General features: G+C 70.2%; 12 protein-coding genes. 2 read left to right on the forward strand and 10 right to left on the reverse strand.

Going from position 1 to position 17,513, the window contains the following annotated elements; translation table 11 throughout:
- Positions 1-6: 6 nt before the first annotated feature.
- Positions 7-2,826, reverse strand: a complete 2,820-nt coding sequence (locus tag P7V53_RS17875) for a serine/threonine-protein kinase (protein ID WP_280150834.1) — start codon at positions 2,824-2,826, stop codon at positions 7-9.
- A 198-nt stretch (positions 2,827-3,024) separates the two neighbouring features.
- On the opposite strand from P7V53_RS17875, the gene P7V53_RS17880 reads away from it, so the two are divergent.
- Positions 3,025-3,636, forward strand: a complete 612-nt coding sequence (locus tag P7V53_RS17880) for an ECF-type sigma factor (protein ID WP_280150836.1) — start codon at positions 3,025-3,027, stop codon at positions 3,634-3,636.
- Positions 3,637-3,646: 10 nt separating this feature from the next.
- Here P7V53_RS17880 and P7V53_RS17885 read toward each other — a convergent pair whose 3' ends face one another.
- From P7V53_RS17885 to P7V53_RS17900, 4 genes are all read right to left on the reverse strand, one after another.
- Positions 3,647-4,009 carry a hypothetical protein gene (locus P7V53_RS17885; RefSeq protein WP_280150837.1) on the reverse strand — a complete coding sequence of 121 codons (363 nt, stop codon included), beginning with the start codon at positions 4,007-4,009 and terminating at the stop codon, positions 3,647-3,649.
- A 59-nt stretch (positions 4,010-4,068) separates the two neighbouring features.
- Positions 4,069-4,356 (reverse strand): DUF4148 domain-containing protein, encoded by a 288-nt coding sequence (locus P7V53_RS17890; protein WP_280150838.1) that lies wholly within the window; start codon positions 4,354-4,356, stop codon positions 4,069-4,071.
- 245 nt (positions 4,357-4,601) lie between these two features.
- Positions 4,602-4,976: a hypothetical protein gene (locus P7V53_RS17895; RefSeq protein ID WP_280150840.1), complete on the reverse strand. Its 375-nt coding sequence runs from the start codon at positions 4,974-4,976 to the stop codon at positions 4,602-4,604.
- Positions 4,977-4,990: 14 nt separating this feature from the next.
- Positions 4,991-7,822: a serine/threonine-protein kinase gene (locus tag P7V53_RS17900; RefSeq protein WP_280150842.1), complete on the reverse strand. Its 2,832-nt coding sequence runs from the start codon at positions 7,820-7,822 to the stop codon at positions 4,991-4,993.
- Positions 7,823-7,936: 114 nt separating this feature from the next.
- Here P7V53_RS17900 and P7V53_RS17905 point away from each other — a divergent pair, with 114 nt between their 5' ends.
- A complete protein-coding gene (locus P7V53_RS17905) occupies positions 7,937-8,554 on the forward strand; it encodes an ECF-type sigma factor (RefSeq protein ID WP_280150843.1) in 618 nt (205 codons plus the stop codon).
- 238 nt (positions 8,555-8,792) lie between these two features.
- Here P7V53_RS17905 and P7V53_RS17910 read toward each other — a convergent pair whose 3' ends face one another.
- The 5 genes from P7V53_RS17910 to P7V53_RS17930 all read right to left on the reverse strand — a co-directional run bounded on the left by P7V53_RS17910 (position 8,793) and on the right by P7V53_RS17930 (position 17,512).
- Positions 8,793-9,686 carry a transglutaminase family protein gene (locus tag P7V53_RS17910; RefSeq protein WP_280150845.1) on the reverse strand — a complete coding sequence of 298 codons (894 nt, stop codon included), beginning with the start codon at positions 9,684-9,686 and terminating at the stop codon, positions 8,793-8,795.
- Positions 9,683-12,139: a circularly permuted type 2 ATP-grasp protein gene (locus P7V53_RS17915; RefSeq protein ID WP_280150846.1), complete on the reverse strand. Its 2,457-nt coding sequence runs from the start codon at positions 12,137-12,139 to the stop codon at positions 9,683-9,685. Before P7V53_RS17915 ends, P7V53_RS17910 begins: the two co-directional genes overlap by 4 nt.
- Before the next feature lie 50 nt (positions 12,140-12,189).
- Positions 12,190-15,597 carry a transglutaminase family protein gene (locus P7V53_RS17920; RefSeq protein ID WP_280150848.1) on the reverse strand — a complete coding sequence of 1,136 codons (3,408 nt, stop codon included), beginning with the start codon at positions 15,595-15,597 and terminating at the stop codon, positions 12,190-12,192.
- A 30-nt stretch (positions 15,598-15,627) separates the two neighbouring features.
- Positions 15,628-16,422 carry a transglutaminase family protein gene (locus P7V53_RS17925; RefSeq protein ID WP_280150849.1) on the reverse strand — a complete coding sequence of 265 codons (795 nt, stop codon included), beginning with the start codon at positions 16,420-16,422 and terminating at the stop codon, positions 15,628-15,630.
- A 109-nt stretch (positions 16,423-16,531) separates the two neighbouring features.
- A complete protein-coding gene (locus P7V53_RS17930; protein ID WP_280150850.1) occupies positions 16,532-17,512 on the reverse strand; it encodes an alpha-E domain-containing protein in 981 nt (326 codons plus the stop codon).
- Between the last annotated feature and the right edge of the window lies 1 nt (position 17,513).

Genomic DNA, 17,513 nt, shown 5'->3' on the forward strand with positions numbered 1-17,513 from the left:
TGTTGGTTAGCTGAAGAAATCGAGCCCGATCGGAGCTCGCGTACCGGTGCCGGGGTTGGCAGACGCCGGGGCATCGGCGCCTGCAGTCTTGGGATGGGCCTGGAGCAGCCGGGCCTTCAGCCGCTGCACCCGGATGAACGTCGGGGCGCTGGAGCCGAGCGAGCTCAGCAGGATGGGCTCGGCCCGCTGCACGATCTCCCTGGCCTGGCCGGTCTGCCCCGCGCCGTGCAAGGCGAGCGCGAGATTGAGCGAGAACAATTGCGTCATCGGATGGTCGGCCCCTCGCACGCGCATCAGCTCGTCGTGCCCCTCTCTCAGCCATTGAAGCGCCTGGCCGCCATCATCGCTCAGCAGGAAGGAGACGCCGAGCAGGGATTTCGCCACCGCGCTCAGGATGGGCGCCGGCGCGCTGTTGTTCGAAGGCGTCGCGAGAACCTTCTCGATCCAGCGCCGCGCGTCCACGGGGTCGCCGGTCATCAGCTTCGCTTCGGCAAGCGACAGGAGCGCCAGCGACTTGAGTGCGGGGTTGACCGCGACCTCCGCCCCGGACAGGCCGAAGGCGCGCACCCTCTCCAGCAGCACGAGATGCCGCTGCGAGGCTCCGAGCATCGACTCCAGGCGCAGCAGCGTCAGCAAGGCATCGATCTGCAGCGTCGGCGAGGAGGTGTCGTTCGCCAGCGCTTCGAGCTGCGCCGTGTCGCTTCGCACCTGTTGTGCCTGTCCCAGGCGAAGCATCGCCCGCGCTCGCGGCACCAGCATGCGAAGGCACAGCTCGTCGTTGGGGCCCACCGCTCGCGTGCAGTCGGGAATGGCGACCGCGAGGTACTGGACCGCCTGGGCGTACCGTCCGGACTCGTACAGCAGGTCCGCACGGTCCAGGCCCAGGGCCACGATGTCCTTGGGCGCGATGTCCGGCGTTCGCCTGGCCATGGATTCCAGCTCGCTCATCAGGGCCAGCGCGCCATCGTGGTTGTGCAGCTTGCGCTCGGCGTGTATGAGGCCGCGCACCGCTTCCAGCGTCCTCACATGGTGCGGGCCGAAGGCGGCGATGGCGTGCCTGCGGCTCTCGGCGAACAAGGTTCGTGCGCGCTGCGCGTCGTTCTGCAGGTACGCGATCCAGCCATCGACCTCGGCCCTTCGCGCATTCAATTCGTGATCGTTGTCGCGACGGCCCGCCAGCTCGGTCGCCTGCCGCAGCAGCGACTCGGCACGCGCCAGGTTGCCGGCGCGCATGGCGTTGTTGGCATGCGCGACCGTCGCGAGCGCGGCTTCGCGGTTCAAGCCGAGGTCGCTGTAGATGCGCACCACTTCCGCGAACGTGCTGTCGGCGTGGACGTACTCACCCATGTCGAGCTGCACCGAAGCGATGCCGCCGAGCAGCTCCGCTTGCAGCCGCGGCTGGCCTGCGAGCCGCTTCATGACGTCGGCGCGGCCTCTCTGCAGCAGCTCGCGGGCCGTGATGTCAGCGCCTCGTGACTTCTCCTGGTCGGCGTGCTTGAACAAGTTGAGCATGAAGTCGCGTGCCGAGACGGCGCGGGCCGACTCTTCCCGGGCCTGCAAGCCGAGCACGATCGCGACCGTGGTCGCAGCGACGAGCGACAGCACCGCTGCCAGCCCGAGCCCCACCCCCACGCGATGCCGCGCGGCGAACTTCGCGAAGCGCCACCATGCCCCGGGCGAGCGTGCCAACACCGCCTCGCCCGCCAGCCACCGATCCACGTCCGCCAGCAGCGCATCCACCGAGGAGTACCGCCCGGACGGCTTCTTCGTGAGGCAGCGCAGCGCGATCGCGTCGAGCTCCGGCGACAAGGTGCGGCGCAGCGCCTTCACCGTCGTGCCGCGCGACTCCGCCGAGATGGGCGTCAGGTTGCGGCGGCTCGGGGCGCGCGGGTCGGTTTCGAGAATCGCGTGCTCCAGCTGCGCCGGCGAGGCCACCTTGAGCTCGTACGGCTGCTCGCCGCAGATGAGCTCGTAGAACACGACACCCAGCTGGTACACGTCGCACGCGATGGTGAGCGGCTGGCCGGTGAGCTGCTCGGGACTTGCGTACCGCGGCGTCATCGAGCGGCCGGCCTGGCGCGTGAGCTCGGTCTCGGCGATCGAGTCACCCTCGGCTTCGAGCAGCTTGGCGATGCCGAAGTCGAGCAGTCGCGCCTCGCCCTGCGGCGTGACGAGGATGTTGACCGGCTTCAGGTCGCGGTGGATGACCAGGTTGGCATGCGCGTGCTGCACGGCCAGCAGCACCTGGCGAAACAGAACCACCCGATCGCGCACCGGCAGCCGCCGCTCGTCGCAGAAGGCCGAGATCGGCTGTCCCTCGACGTATTCGAGCGCCAGCCAGGCCTGGCCTTCGGCCGTGACGCCGGCGTCGTAGAGCGCGGCGATGTGCGGATGGCGCAGGCTCGCGAGGATGTTGCGCTCGCGGTCGAAACGCACGGCGAAGGTCTCGCGCCCAGGCCGCGGGTAGGGAAGCTTGATCGCGACCTGGCGCTTGAAGACGCCGTCGTCGCGGTCGGCCAGCCACACCTCGGCCATGCCGCCCTCGCCCAGCGGCCGCACGAGTCGATACGGGCCGACGCGACGACCGGGCGCCCAGTCGCTGCCGCCGGGTGCATCGCGCGCCGACAGGCGCGGCAGCGTGCCGAGGAAGTCGTCGGTCTCCAGATGGGCACGCGCCTCGAGCATGCGCTTGAGCTGCGGCAGCAGCGGATGGCGCTGGGTCTCCAGGCGCGCCAGCCAGGCCGGCAGCGCATGCGGCGGCAGCGCATCGGCCTCTTCGTAGAGGGCCGACAGCGCGGACCACTGCTGCTCCGGCGTGTGGCTCATGGACTACCCTTCGCGCGGCGCGCTCCGGTACGAGCGCTGGGGAGCGGCCCGGTGCGCTCATCGAGTCCCCGGGACCTGGTTGGCGGTCGATCTTAGGCAGTCGACCGGGTCCGCGGAATCCCGAAACTGAAAGCTCTCTCCAGGCCCGGTCCCCAAACGAGCGTACGGAAAGCACCGGCGAAAGCGGACAATGCGCCCATGCCGTTGGACACGCCATCCGATCTGCCGCCCATCACGATGCTCCTGCGTCGCGCCACCGAGGGCGACAGGGCGGCACTCGATCAGGTCTTCGAATCCCTCTATCCCGAGCTGCGCCGGGTCGCGCGGGCGCGCCTGCACAGCCAGGGCCGCGCCGACGCCATGAACACCACCATGCTGGTGCACGAGAGCTTCATGCGCCTGGTCAATGCCAGCGGGCTGCGCCTGGAAGACCGTCACCACTTCTTCGCCTATGCGGCCAAGACCATGCGCAACGTCATCATCGACGCGGCGCGAGAGCACCGCGCCGAACGGCATGGCGGCGGCGTCGAGCACGTGACGCTGGGCGGCGACGACGCGCTGCAGGTGCCCGACACCAGCGCCAGCGACGAGCTGCTGCGCATCAACGACGCCCTGCTCGAGCTCGAGACGCTCGATCCCGAGCTCGTGCAGGTGGTCGAGATGCGCTACTTCGGCGGGTACAGCGAGCAGGAGATTGCCGAGGTGCAAGGCGTCACCGAGCGAACGGTGCGCCGTCGCTGGGACAAGGCGCGGGCCTGGCTCTACGTGGCCCTGGGCGGATCCGGCTCGCAGCCGCCGCCGGCTGCCTGATCGTCCTGCCTCAGCCCACGCAGCGACAGGCGGCATCGTCGCGCTGCGCCACCTGCCGCCAACGCTCGAGCTGCGCGGCCGAGGCGTCGAAGCCGGTGCCGTAGACCGCGACGCCGTGGCGACGCATCTGCAGCGCGAGCCGCGCTGCGTCCGCATCCCCCAGGTCGGCGCGGCGCGCCAGCCCTGCGTAGACCTCCCGCCAGAGCTGCTGCTCGACACGGGCAGCGGCGATGCCCGCGAACGCGTCGCCGTCCGGCGCGGGCTGCGCCGGCGTCGAGACGACCAGCAGCGCGCATGCGGCGGCGGCGGCGCTCATCGTGGGCGCCATGCGCAGCAGCGCCCGGCGCAGGGTGGATTGCGCTGTTCGTGTCATCGGAGCACCTGTGAATGCAGGCGCGCCGGCCCGGGGCGTCCCGGGCCGGCGCGAACGGCTCAGGCGCCGACGTACAGGTCGTTGAACCGGTGGTGGTCGCGCGCCGCCGCGTAGGCCTCGGCGCGGACCTCCTCCCGCGTGCGCGTCGACGCGACCGGCGGCTGCGGCGGCAGGCTGGCTTCCCCGCGCACGATCTCGCCGTTGGCGATGGCCGCCTGGAGCTCCGCCTTGACCTCGGCACGCGTGCGCGTCGAAGGCTCGATCGGAAATTCGGTGGCTTCCATTGCGAAGGCTGCGCCGCCCAGCAGTGCGAACACTCCGGCGGCGACGAGTTGCTTGTGACCCATGATGCATTCCTCTTTCACGTTGGATGACGACCGGCCCGTGCCGGCGGAGACGCCGGACATCGGCGACTCGGCGGCATGTACGGACGTTTCGCGGTGGAGCGGACACCCGGGTCGTCGCGCCACCTCCACAAGGCGGAGGACGCGAAAGGCAAGGAACAGCTGCGCGCGGCCTCTCCCCTTCCGGGAGAGGGCTGGGGTCAGGGTGAGGACCCTCTCCCCTCGAGCGCCAGGGCCCCCGGGTGCGCTCAGCGGTCGTCCTTGACGCCCGCCTTCAACGTGAGCGTGAGCTCGTCGACGGCGCGAGACACGTTCTTGATGGCGTCCTGCAGCTTGGCCGCCGTGCCATCGTCTCCGACAGGCGGCGGGTTCACGGGCCCGCCCGTCTTGGCCAGCAGCTCGAAAGCCTCGCTGAGGCCCGCCATCGAGCTCACCAGGCCATCCGGCAGCACCGTGGCGCTGGCCACCGGAGGCGGATTCACGCGCCCGCCCGAGAGGTCGGTCTCGCCCGGCCGCGGCGGGGGCGACGGAGGCACGGGCGTCCCCGCGGCGGCCTGCAGCCGCGTCACCGATCTGTTCAGGCCTTCGATCGCGTCTTTCAGTTGCGTATTCACGGTCGCCATCACCATCTCCTGGCTCAGATGAAGAAGAAGGCCGGATCGGCCCTCGGGGATTCGCCGTGCCGCGGCGCAGCGAGTTCGGTGCGAAGGCGAACGACGCGCTGCATGACGCGCGCCTCGCTGCCCAGCTGCCGGCGAAGCTCGGGCAGCGCGTCGTCGATGATCGCCAGCGCCCCCGCACGGTCGCCGAGCGCCTCGAGCGACTGCGCGCGATTGATGCCGTAGAGCAGCGTCAGCGCGTGATGCGGCCCCAGATCGCTCGCATAGGCCCGCCACGATTTGTCGAGCACCGCCAGCGCCTGCGCGTGCCGCCCCTGGGCCTGCAGCGCCACGCCGAGCAGCAGCTGTGCGCGGGCGACGTCGATGCGATCGCGCACCGGATCGGCTCCCTCGATCGTCCGCGCCGCCATCGCCGCGGCCTGTGCGGCCTCGCCCTCCAGCAGCGCCACCTCGGCCAGCGACCATCGGACAGCCGTCGCGAGTGAACGCACCCGGTTGCCGATGTCGCTCTCCTGGGCGAGCTGGGCGAGCCTGCGGCGCAGATCGTGCTGCGGCCCGAGCTGCCCGTTGGCTGCGAGCACGCGGCAGGCGATGACGAGGTTCGAGGCCTGCCGCAACGACGAACTCTCGGTCTCGGGTCCTTGCAGCAGGTCGGGCACCAGCTGCAGCGCCCTGCCCGCCTCGCCCAGGCGCAGCAAGGTGACCGCCTGCAGGCCGCGCATGGAGGCGCAGATCTCGGCGTGCTTGCCCAGACGCTCGCCGCAGCGGTGGAGCGCGCCTTCCAGGTCGGCGACGACCACGGCCAGATGCCCCTGCGCATGGCGGATCTGTGCCTGCTGGTATTCGATGTTGGACAGGTCGGCGCTCTCGAAGCCCGGCAGGCGCGCCGCCAGCGATGCCGCCTCCTCGATGTGCTGCCGTGCCTGCTGGTGCCGGTGCAGCTCGCTCTCGGTGAGCGCGAGCCCGCGCAGGATCTGGACGGTGCGCACGTCCTGGCGACCATGCGCGACGATGCTGTGCCGCAGGGCCTCCTGCATGGCCGCTTCGGCGCGCGGCAGGTCGCGATCGATCACCCGGGCGAACCAGCCCCTCACCTCCGACACCTTGGCGTGCAGGGCATGGTCCTTCGGATGGCCGCGCGCGTTCTTCTCGGCCTCGTCGAGCAAGGCGATCGCGCGATCGCGCTGGCCCATCTGCCACGCGTTCTCGGCATGGTTGGCCTGCGCCCATGCCAGCTTGTCGGTGCGGCCGAGCTTGCGGTAGATCTCGCCCACGCGCCGGAAGGTCGCATCGGCCATCGCCAGTTCTCCGCGCGTCGCCTGCACGTCGCCCAACCCGGCGAGCACCTCGGCCAGCAGCTCCGGCTGCTGCGCCAGCGACTGGTCTGCCTTGCGGACACCCCGTTCGAGCATCTCACGCGCGGTCGGGTCGACGCCTTTGGCCTCGGCCGGATTGGCCGTGCGAAACAGGTCGAGCACGAAATCGCGGGCGGCCTCGGCACGGATCGCGTCCTGGCGCGCCTGCACCCCCAGCAGCACGGCCACCGTCGCGACGGCGACGAGGCTTGCGACAGCGAGGCTGCCGAGCCCGACGGCCACCCGATGCCGGCGCGCGAACTTCAGCAGACGGTAGGCGGCCCCGGGGGCACGCACCTGCACCGGCTCGCCGCGCAGCCAGCGTTCCAGATCTGCCTGCAGAGCCTCGACGGAGGCATAGCGCGCCAGCGGATGCTTGCCCAGCGCACGCAGCACCACCGCGTCGAGCTCCGGGCTCAGCAAGCGCCTGAGCAGCTTCACCGACGTGCCGCGGGCATCGGCGTGATGCTCGTCGCCGACCCGCCGGCTCGGCGCACGCGGCTCGCGCTCGAGGATGGCTTGCTCGAGCTGCGCCGCGGTGTCGGTCTTCGTCTCGTACGGCGATTCGCCGCATAGCAGCTCGTAGAGCACGACGCCCAGCGAATACACATCGCACGCGGTCGTCAGCGGCTGTCCTCGAAGCTGCTCCGGACTCGCATAGCGCGGCGTGAGCGGCCGCCCGGCCTGGCGCGTCAGCTCGGTATCGGGGGCCGCGCCACCTTCGGGCTCCATCAGCTTGGCAATGCCGAAATCGAGCAGGCGCACTTCGCCTTGCGAGGTGACCAGCACGTTGTCGGGCTTCAGGTCGCGATGGATCACCAGGTTGGCGTGTGCGTAGCGGACCGCCTCGAGCACCTGGCGGAACAGCTGCACGCGAGCGCGCACGTCAAGGTGCCGGCGGTCGCAGTAGTCGGTGATGGACTCGCCCTGGACGTACTGGAGCGCCAGCCACGGCTGGCCCTCCGACGTGACGCCGGCCTCGTACAGCGCGGCGATGTGCGGATGGTCGAGTGCGGCCAGGATGTCGCGCTCGCGGGCAAAGCGCGAGGCGAAACCGCTTTCGGCTCCCCTCCAGGGCTGGAACAGCAGCTTCAGCGCGACCTGCCGGTGAAAGCTGCCGTCGGCGCGTTCGGCCAGCCACACCTGCGCCATCCCGCCCGATCCGAGCAAGCGCAGCAAGGCATACGGCCCGATGCGCGTGCCGGCGCTCCAGCCCTCGCCAGGCTGCGTCGTGCTGTCGTCATCGTCATCGAGCTCGACGGCCGGAAGCGCCTTGAGGAAGCCCTGCGCCTCCATCCGCTCGCTCGCTGCCAGCAGGCGCTTCAACGGTGCGATCAGCGCACCGTCGCGGTCCGCGATCCGCTTGAGGAAGTCGGCGCGCTGCTCGCCATGCAAGGCGACGGCCTCCTCGTACAGCGAGGACAGGTCTTGCCATCGGGATGACAGGCTGGCGTTCATGCTCGCGACGCAGGCGTCCGTTCCGAATATAGGCATGGGCCATGGTGACGGACCCCCACGTTTCTCCCGCGTTCCGCGGCATCTCCCTCATCGAGAGGAGATGCCGGTGCCCCTCTGGACGAACATCCGGTGTGCGACTACCTTCGATGGGTGGACACCCCCGAAGCGGCAGAAAAGGGACCTCGCATCACCGTGCTGCTCCAGCGCGCCGCCGCAGGTGATCGCGCGGCGCTGGACACGGTCTTCTCGGCGCTCTATCCCGACCTGAAACGAGTCGCGCGTTCACGGCTGCGCCAACAGGGACGTGCCGACGCGCTGCAGACCACCACGCTGGTGCACGAAAGCTTCTTGCGGCTCGTGAAGTCGCGCGAGCTGCGGCTCGAGGACCGGCACCACTTCTTCGCGTACGCCGCGAAGGCGATGCGCAACGTCATCATCGACGCGGTGCGCGCACAGCGCAGCGGCCGCCGCGGCAGCGGCGCGCGCCATGTCACGCTCGGCGACGAAGGCCTGGCCGCACACGACACGGGCGCTGGGGACGATCTGCTGCACATCAACGACGCCTTGCTGCGCCTGGAGGCCGTGGACCCGGAATTGGCGGAGGTCGTGGACATGCGCTACTTCGGCGGCTACACGGAGCAGGAGATCGCCGAGCTGCAGGGCGTCACGGAGCGCACCGTGCGCCGGCGTTGGGAGCGCGCCCGGGCATGGCTGTTCGTCGCGCTGGGGCACGACGGTGAGGAGCCGCCGCCGGAAACCACGCCCTGATCCACTCGCCGAGGTCGGCGTCGGCGGGCAGGCCTTCGTGGACCTCGAGTCCGTGCAGCAGGTCGCGACTGGAGTCGTACCAGCCGGGGCCGATGACGTCGAGCGAGGGCGGCGGGCACTCGGCGGATGTGTCGGCGAAGGGGTTCATGCGGGCTCTCCTCAGTGGCGATCGGCCCGCAGTGTTCCAGCACCGATGCCCGAGAAAAATCCCGCGAAGGTCGGCCACCTTGCAGGTTGGCTACGTGCCGCTCGGCACCACGCTCACCGACACTTCCATGTCCTGCGCGCCCCCGCCGAGGATCACCCCGCGAAGCGGGACCACATCGGCAAAGTCGGCGCCCCAGGCGAGCGTGATGTAGCGATGGTCGGCGAGCTGGTCGTTGGTGGGATCGAACTCCACCCACCCGTGCGCGGGCGACCAGGCCGACACCCACGCGTGCGACGCGTCGACACCCATCAGGCGAGGCTGGCCGGGCGGCGGCTGGGTCAGCAGATAACCCGACACGTAGCGCGCAGGAAGCCCGTGGCCGCGCAGGCACGCGAGCATCAGGTGCGCGAAGTCCTGGCACACGCCGCGCTTCTGGTGCAGCACCTCGTCGACCGAGGTGCTGACCGTCGTGGCGCCCGCCTCGAACTCGAAGTCGCGGTGGATGCGGTGCATCAGCTCGCACAGCGTCTGCAGCCAGTCGCGGCCCGGGACCAGTGACGGCAGCGCGTACATGCGCGCGCCTTCGGACAGCGGCACCAGCGGCGTGGGCTCGCTCATGCGCGCCGGCAGCAGGTCGTCCTGCGGCGGGGCATGCCGGACGCTGTCGCGCACGCGCTCCCAGCTCTCGCCTGCCGGCGGGGCGTCGCGGCGGGGCCGTTCGCCGACCTCGACGGTGCACTGCATGCGAACACGCAGCAGGCGGTGTGCGCCGTGCAGCCCGAAGTGCGTGACGGCATTGCCGAAGCTGTCGGGTGCGTCGTGGCGCTCGTCGGGCGGCGGATCGATCTGCAGCGAATGGGCCAGCAGCCGCTGCCACGGCAGCGCACGGGGCGTCAGCCGCGCAAGCTGCCACGATTGGGAGACCGGCGCGGTGTAGCTGTAGCAGGTCTCGTGTTCGACGTGATATCGCTCGGGCAGCATCATGCGACCAGCGACAGCACGCTGCGCGAGGCTGCATGCGAGAAGAACTTCAGGCTCAGCTCGTCCGAGGCCGCCAGCGCCGCGCGGTGAAGCTGGTCCAGAACGTGCGCGACCGCCTCGCTCTCCGGATGCAGGTCTTCCGGCATCAGGTTGCGCAGCGCGATCTGGCCCGGCGCGAGCACGTCGCTGGCGAAGCGGCCGTGACTCTGCTCGAGCTTGGCGATGTACTCCGACAGGCCCTTCACCTGGAACGCGACCGAACGCGGATTGGCCTCGTCGCGCAGCAGCAGGTCGAGCACCGGCAGCCACTCGGGCGCCACCAGGTAGCGCGAGCGGTAGGTCACGGTCGAATCGGACAGCTCGAGCAGCCAGTCGAGGCCGTGGTCGCGGCCTTCGGCGATGGCTGTCTGCAAGGTCGTGCACACGTTGGCGAGCCGCTCGATGCGCCGACCCAGCGAGAGAAAGCGCCAGCCGAGCCCGCGTGTCATGCCGTCGAGCACGAAGCCCGACAGCGTCATCATCGACGTCACCGCGCGGTCCAGCCACCCCAGCACCAGCGGCAGCGAGGTGCCGCGCTGGAATACCGGATCGGCGATCAGCTGATTGAGCGTGCGCCAGTTGTCCGCCGACATGCGGTCCCGCAGGTTGAAGGCCACCCGCGACAGCTGCTTGAGCCGATCGGCCAGCGCCTCCTCCGGATGCGTGGCGGCGCGCAGCAGATCGGGGCCGGGATTGTCGGTCTCGTCGATGAGGCCGAGGCGCTGCGCCAGCGCCAGCACCGGCGCCACCCCGTCGGCCTCGGCGGCGTTGTCGTCGAGCACGCCGGCAATGGCCACGCGCAGCAGCCGCGCCGACGCCTCGCAGCGCTCGCCATAGCGGCCGAACCAGAACAGGTTCTCCGCCGCGCGCGACGGCAGGTTCGCGCGCGCCGTGACGAGGTCCTCGGGCTTGACGGTGCGCGACAGCAGCGAGAACGCGGCGTTGACCGGTGCCTCCGAGAGCACCCAGGTGTCCTTGGAGCGTCCTCCGCGCTGCATCGCGATGCCGCGCGTGTCGCCCACGCCCGCCACGCGGGTCAGCCCGCCGGGCATGACGCGATACCCGTCTGGCGTGGCCACCGCGAACACCCGCAGGCCCACGTTGCGCGCCTGCAGCTGCTCCGACATGCGGCCGGGCCCGTGCTCGAGGACCGGCGCCTGCGAGCCGTGCACCCACTCCTGGGCCACGTAGCGATGCGGCCGCGACGCGACCCGCGCGCCCAGCGTGACGCGCTCGTCGCTGGGGAAGTCGGCGCCGAAGGCAGCACGTTCGCCGCCGCCGCGGTCGAGCGGCTTGATGATGACCTGGTCGAGCCGCTTCCATGCGTCGGCAAACGCCGCCGGCTCGCCGAGCCACCAGGTCGCGATGGAGGGCAGCTTCAGCGGCTCGCCGAGCAGCGACTCGCTCAGCGCGGGCAAGTAGCCGAGCAAGGCGCCGGACTCGATCACACCGGATCCCAGCGCGTTGGCCAGCATCACGGTGCCGCGGCGTGCGCAGTCGGTGAGGCCCGGCACGCCGAGCGCCGAATCGGTGCGCAGCTCGAGCGGGTCGCAATAGTCGTCGTCCTGGCGGCGCAGGATGGCATGAACGCGCTTGAGGCCCTCGACCGTCTTCATCCAGACACGGCCGTCGCGCACCGTGAGGTCATTGCCTTCGACGAGCGCGAAGCCGAGGTAGCGCGCGAGCAGCGCGTGCTCGAAGTAGGTCTCGTTGTACGGGCCCGGCGTCAGCAGCGCCACCAGCGTCGGCCCGTCGCCCTTGGGCGCCCAGCGCAGCAGCGAGTCGCGCATCGCCGCGAAGAACGACGCCAGGCGCTCCACGTGCAGCTCGCGGAACATCTGCGGGAACACACGCGAGACAACCAAACGGTTCTCCAGCGCGTAGCCGGCACCGGAAGGCGCCTGCGTGCGGTCGCCGACCACCCACCAATGGCCATCGGGCGAACGCGCCAGGTCTGCCGCGTAGTGGAACAGGTGCACGCCGCCCGGGGGCCGGATGCCCTGCACCTGGTGCAGGAACCCGCTGTGGCCGAACACCACCGACGGCGGGATCGCGCCCGAGCGCATCAGCTGCTGCGCGCCGTAGATGTCGCCCAGCACGTGGTTCAACAACTCGGCGCGCTGCGCGATGCCGGCCTCGATGACGTCCCACTCCCCGGCCGACAGCAGCAGCGGCAGTGGGTCCACCTCCCACGGCCGATCGGCTCCCTGCGGGTCGGCATAGACGTTGTAGGTGATCCCGTTCTCGCGGATCTCGCGCTCCATCAGCGACAGCGTGTCGCTGACCTCGGTGCTCTCGCGCTCGGCCAGCGCGCGCAGAAAGGCTTCCCAGTGCGGGCGCGGCTGGCCCGGCGCCGACAGCAGTTCGTCGTAGCGGCCCTCGAGGGCGACGTAGCCTGAAAGAAGCTGTCTGAGCATGGGCCGGATTGTCGCGGCTCGGGACGCCGGGTGTCATACCCGCAAACCCCTCACCCCGCACCGCGCCGCAGGTCCAGCGTGAACGGGAAATTCGGGTTGCGCTCTTCCTTGGGCACGGCCATTTCTCCCGGCGTGTGCCCGATGCGGAAGAAGCGCGCCAGCCGGCGCGCCTCGGCTTCGTAGGCATTGACCGGGAAGGTGCTGTAGTTTCGCCCGCCGGGATGGGCGACGTGGTACTGGCAGCCGCCCATCGAGCGCCCCATCCAGCCGTCGACGAGGTCGAAGGTGAGCGGCGCCTGCATCGGAATGGTCGGATGCAGGGCCGACGGCGGCGCCCAGGCGCGATAGCGCACGGCGCCGACGAATTCGCCGACCCGTCCGGTGGGCTGAAGCGGCACGGCGCGACCGTTGCAGGTGAGCACGTGCCGATCGCCCACGAGGCCCGTCACCTTGAGCTGCACGCGCTCGACCGACGAGTCGACGAAGCGCACCGTGCCGCCTGGCGCGCCCTCCTCGCCCATCACGTGCCACGGCTCGAGCGCGAGCCGCACCTCCACGTCGACGCCGCGCGCGCTGAAGTCGCCCAGTCGCGGGAAGCGGAAATTCCAGTGCGGCGCGAACCAGTCGGCCTGGATCGGGTAGCCGAAGTCGGCGAGCTCGCCGATCACATCGGTGAGGTCGTCCCACACGAAGTGCGGCAGCATGAAGCGGTCGTGCAGCTCGGTCCCCCAGCGCTTGAGGCGCGCCGGCCGGTACGGCTCGGCCCAGAAGCGCGACACCAGCGCGCGCATCAGCAACTGCTGCGTGAGGCTCATGCGCGCATGCGGCGGCATCTCGAAGGCACGCATCTCGAGCAGGCCGAGGCGGCCCGCCGGGCCGTCGGGCGAATACAGCTTGTCGATGCAGAACTCGGCGCGGTGCGTGTTGCCGGTGACGTCGATCAGCAGGTTGCGCATCAGCCGGTCGATCAGCCACGGCGGGCACTTGCCGTGCTGCTCGCGGGTGACGCGCTGCAGCTCCGCGAACGCGATCTCGATCTCGTAGACCGAGTCGTTGCGCGCTTCGTCGACGCGCGGCGCCTGGCTGGTCGGTCCGATGAACAGGCCCGAGAACAGGTAGCTGAGCGCCGGGTGGTTGTGCCAGTAGCCGACCATGCTGGCGAGCAGGTCGGGCCGGCGCAGGAAGGGCGAATCCGCGACCGTCGCGCCGCCCAGCACGAAGTGGTTGCCGCCGCCGGTGCCGGCGTGGCGGCCGTCGAGCATGAACTTCTCGGTGGACAGGCGCGTCTCGTGCGCCGCCTGGTACAGGTGCGTGGTCTGCTCGACCAGCTCTTCCCACGAATGCGCCGGATGGATGTTGACCTCGATGACGCCGGGATCCGGCGTGACGCGCAGGCTCGCGAGCCGCGGGTCCTTCGGCGGCTCGTAGCCTTCGAGGATGACCGGGATCTGCATCGACTTCGCGGTGTCTTCGATGGCGGCGACCAGCTCGAGATAGTCCTCCAGGGCGCTCGCCGGCGGCATGAACAGATAGAGGCGCCCCGCGCGCGGCTCGGCGCACAGCGCCGTGCGGGTGATGGAAGCGGCGGACTCGAAAGGCGCCGGCCGTACCGCGCCGCCATCGGTGGGCTGGTGGGGCGCGCCGTCTTCCACGCCCCGGCCCGCAGCGTCTCGCCAGGCGAGCCCGCGCTCGTCGCTGCCGGTGACGCCATTGGGCCAGACAGCCTCGCTGCCGCCGACGGCGTAGCGAAGCCGCTGGTAAGGCGGCAGCGGCGCGAAGGACTGCGACGGGTCCGGCGTGTGCGTCCACGGATAGTCGGTGGCCGACACCCAGGGCTGCGAGTCGAGCGGCAGCCGATAGCCCAGCGGCGAATCGCCGGGCACCAGGTAGCAGCGCTCGCTGCGCAGGAACCAGGGGCCGCTCTGCCAGCGCGGCAGCGCGTCGGACCTCGGGTTGCGCATGATCGGCAGCACGTGGCCCACGACCTTGTCGAGGCCTTGTGTGAATACCTTGCGGATGCGCTCGCGCTCCATGGGGTCGGACAGCCGCGCATCGAACGGGTCGACATTGGTCGGCAGCTTGCGCTCGCGCCACAGGTAGTACCACGTGTCCTCGTAGGCCGGGAAGACGTGCTGGGGATCCACCGCCAGGCGCCGCGCCACGCCGTGCAGGAACTCGCGCGCCTGCGTGTCGGTGACGGCGTAGTCCTTCCGCTCGTCGGCGAACAGTGCCGGCTGTGTCCACAGCGGCTCGCGGTCGCGGCGCCAGAACAGGTTGAGCGACCAGCGCGGCAGCTGCTCGCCCGGATACCACTTGCCCTGGCCGTAATGCAGCAGGCCGCCCTCGCCGTACTTGACGCGCAGCTTGTCCATCAGCTCGGCGCTCAACAGTCGCTTGGTGGGGCCCAGCGCATCGGTGTTCCACTCCGCGCCGTCGCGGTCGTCGACCGAAACGAAGGTCGGCTCGCCACCCTGCGTCAGGCGCACGTCGCGCTGCCGCAGCTCGGCATCGACCTGGTGGCCGAGGGCCTCGATGGCATCCCACTGCGCATCGGTGTAGGGCAGCGTGACGCGGGGCGCCTCCCACACGCGCGAGACCTTCATGTGGTGCTCGAACTCCGTCTCGCATTCCTCGAGTGCGCCGGTGACCGGCGCGGCCGACGACGGATCGGGCGAGCAGGCGAGCGGGATGTGGCCCTCACCGGCCAGCAGCCCGGAGGTCGGATCGAGTCCTATCCATCCCGCGCCCGGCAGGTACACCTCGCACCAGGCGTGCAGGTCGGTGAAGTCGACCTCGGTCCCGCTGGGTCCGTCGAGGGCTTTCACGTCGCTCTTGAGCTGGATCAGGTAGCCGGAGACGAAGCGCGCCGCCAGCCCGAGATGGCGCAGCAGCTGCACCAGCAGCCAGCCGGAGTCGCGACAGGAGCCGCTGGCGTTCTGCAGCGTCTGCTCCGGTTCCTGCACGCCGGGCTCCATGCGGATCAGGTAGGCGATGTCCTTCTGCAGGCGCTGGTTCAGCTCGACCAGGAAGTGGGTGGTCTGCTTCTGCTCGCGCGGCACGCTGTCGAGGTAGCGCTTGAAGGCCGGGGTGAGCGGCGTCTTCACCCGATACGGGGCCAGCTCGTGCGCCAGCGAGGGGTCGTACTCGAACGGAAAGTGCTCGGCCGACGGCTCGAGGAAGAAGTCGAACGGATTCAGCACCGACATCTCGGCGACCAGGTCGACCTCGATGCGGAACTCCGTCGTCTTCTCGGGAAACACCAGCCGCGCGAGGTAGTTCGACTGCGGGTCCTGCTGCCAGTTGATGAAGTGCTTGCCCGGCTCGACGCGCATGGAGTAGCTCAGCACCCGGGTGCGCGAGTGCGGCGCGGGGCGCAGCCGCACCACCTGCGGCCCCAGGTTCACCGGCCGGTCGTAGCGGTAATGCGTGACGTGGTTGAGCGCGACATGGATGGACATGGCGTTTCCCTGGGAATCCGTCGTTGGTGATCAGCTGGGCCGGATCTCGACCCGCACGCGCATCGCCTCTTCGCCGCCGCCGTGGCGGACGCCTCGGATGGGCAGGCACGCAGCATAGTCGGGACCGACGGCCAGGCGCACATGGCGCTCGTCCATCAGGCAGCCATGGGTGACGTCGACGCTGAGCCAGCGCCGCTCGCCCGGATGGACGCACACGTCGGCCCAGGCGTGGCTCGCCAGCGCCGGGGACTCGGGCGCATAGAAATAGCCGCTGACGTAGCGCGCCGGCACGCCGTTGGCGCGGCAGGCGGCGATGAACACATGCGCCTGGTCCTGGCACACGCCGGCGCCCAGCTGCAAGGCCTGGAGCGCGGTCGTGTGCACGCCGGTGGAACCTGCGCGGTACGGCACCCGCTCGCACACGAGCCTGGCCAGCGCCAGCAGGCTCTGCTCGCCGACGCCGCTGCCCGGCATGTCGGCGCCCAGCGTGCGCAGCTGCAGGTCGAATGGCGTGAGGTCGGTGGAACGCAGGTACAGCAGCGGCGAGGGCAGGCCCGGCGCATCGACCAGCCAGGGCGACGCATGCGTCTCCACCAGACCGCCGGCGCGGATCGCGCCGTGTCGCAGCCGCCTCGCGAGCGTCCAGGTGTGCGCATGGTTGCCGTAGCCGTCGCGCTCGGAGAAGAGCTTGCCGGGCACCTGCACCGACCAGTGCAGCACCGTCTGGTGCTCGCTGGCTTGCGGCGTGAGGCGGATCGATTGCGTGCTGTATCGCAGCGGTGCGCTGTATTCGTACTGCGTCTCGTGGTGGATGGACAGCCTCACGTCGCTCCACCGAGGCCATGGAGCGGCCCCCGCGGATCCGGCTTCGCCGGGCCGCAGGTGGCGCCCCGTTGAGGAGGAGCGCTGCGTGCGCTCCGGGGGTGGTCCATGTTCACGCCTCGACCGGAACGAGGAAGTCGCGGCTGATGCCCACGCCCAGCGTGCCGACCCTCTCGAGAAACTGCGTGAGGAAGGCATGCAGCCCGGTCGCGAGGATCTCGTCGATGCGCCCGTACTGCAGGTCGGCGCGCAGGCGGCCGGCGCGGCGCAGCGTCTCGCCCGACTGCTCGTTGGCCACCATGCGCAGGTTGGTCACGACCTCGTTCATGCACGCCGCGAGCGAGCGCGGCATGTCGGGGCGCAGGATGAGCAGCTCGGCGACCTTCTCCGGGCGGATCACGTTCCGGTAAGCCTTGCGATAGACCTCGAAGCCGGACACCGAGCGGAGGATGGCCGACCAGTGATAGAAGTCGTACTCCATGTCCTTGCCGGTGTCGCCGTTGAAGTTCGCCGCGGCGGCACCGAAGAACTCGCTGTCGACCGCATGGAACTTCACGTCGAGCAGGCGCGCGGTGTTGTCGGCGCGCTCGAGGAAGCTGCCGATGCGCAGGAAATGGAAGGCCTCGTCCTGCAGCATGGTGCCGACCGTCACGCCGCGTGACAGGTGCGAGCGGAACTTGACCCACTCGAACGCCGTGCCGGGATCCTTCTGGAAGGCACCGGTCGCCACCATGCGCTGGAACTCGAGCCAGGTCTGGTTCTGCGTCTCCCACACCTCGGTGGTCAGCGTGCCGCGCACGGCTCGCGCGTTTTCCCGCGCGGCCATCAGGCAGCTGCGGATGCTCGACGGATTGTTCGCGTCGGACACCATGTAGTCCATGACGTTGCGCGCGGTCACGGCGCCGTAGCGCTTGGCGAAGTCACCGCTGAGCTCCGAGATGCTGAGCAGACCCTTCCATCCCTTCTCGGCCGCATCGGCCGATTGCGGCAGCAGCGAGGTCTGGTAGTTGACGTCGAGCATGCGGGCAGTGTTCTCTGCACGCTCCATGTAACGCGCCATCCAGAAGAGGTGATCGGCAGTGCGCGACAGCATG

The organism is Piscinibacter sp. XHJ-5 (assembly GCF_029855045.1).
Lineage (GTDB): Bacteria > Pseudomonadota > Gammaproteobacteria > Burkholderiales > Burkholderiaceae_C > Albitalea.

Coding starts and splice junctions, on each gene's coding strand:
- P7V53_RS17920 (WP_280150848.1), bottom strand. CDS start 15,597: ATGTCCATCCATGTCGCGCTCAACCACGTCACGCATTACCGCTACGAC.
- P7V53_RS17930 (WP_280150850.1), bottom strand. CDS start 17,512: ATGCTGTCGCGCACTGCCGATCACCTCTTCTGGATGGCGCGTTACATG.
- P7V53_RS17885 (WP_280150837.1), bottom strand. CDS start 4,009: ATGACACGAACAGCGCAATCCACCCTGCGCCGGGCGCTGCTGCGCATG.
- P7V53_RS17910 (WP_280150845.1), bottom strand. CDS start 9,686: ATGATGCTGCCCGAGCGATATCACGTCGAACACGAGACCTGCTACAGC.
- P7V53_RS17895 (WP_280150840.1), bottom strand. CDS start 4,976: ATGGCGACCGTGAATACGCAACTGAAAGACGCGATCGAAGGCCTGAAC.
- P7V53_RS17880 (WP_280150836.1), top strand. CDS start 3,025: ATGCCGTTGGACACGCCATCCGATCTGCCGCCCATCACGATGCTCCTG.
- P7V53_RS17900 (WP_280150842.1), bottom strand. CDS start 7,822: ATGCCTATATTCGGAACGGACGCCTGCGTCGCGAGCATGAACGCCAGC.
- P7V53_RS17915 (WP_280150846.1), bottom strand. CDS start 12,139: ATGCTCAGACAGCTTCTTTCAGGCTACGTCGCCCTCGAGGGCCGCTAC.
- P7V53_RS17890 (WP_280150838.1), bottom strand. CDS start 4,356: ATGGGTCACAAGCAACTCGTCGCCGCCGGAGTGTTCGCACTGCTGGGC.
- P7V53_RS17875 (WP_280150834.1), bottom strand. CDS start 2,826: ATGAGCCACACGCCGGAGCAGCAGTGGTCCGCGCTGTCGGCCCTCTAC.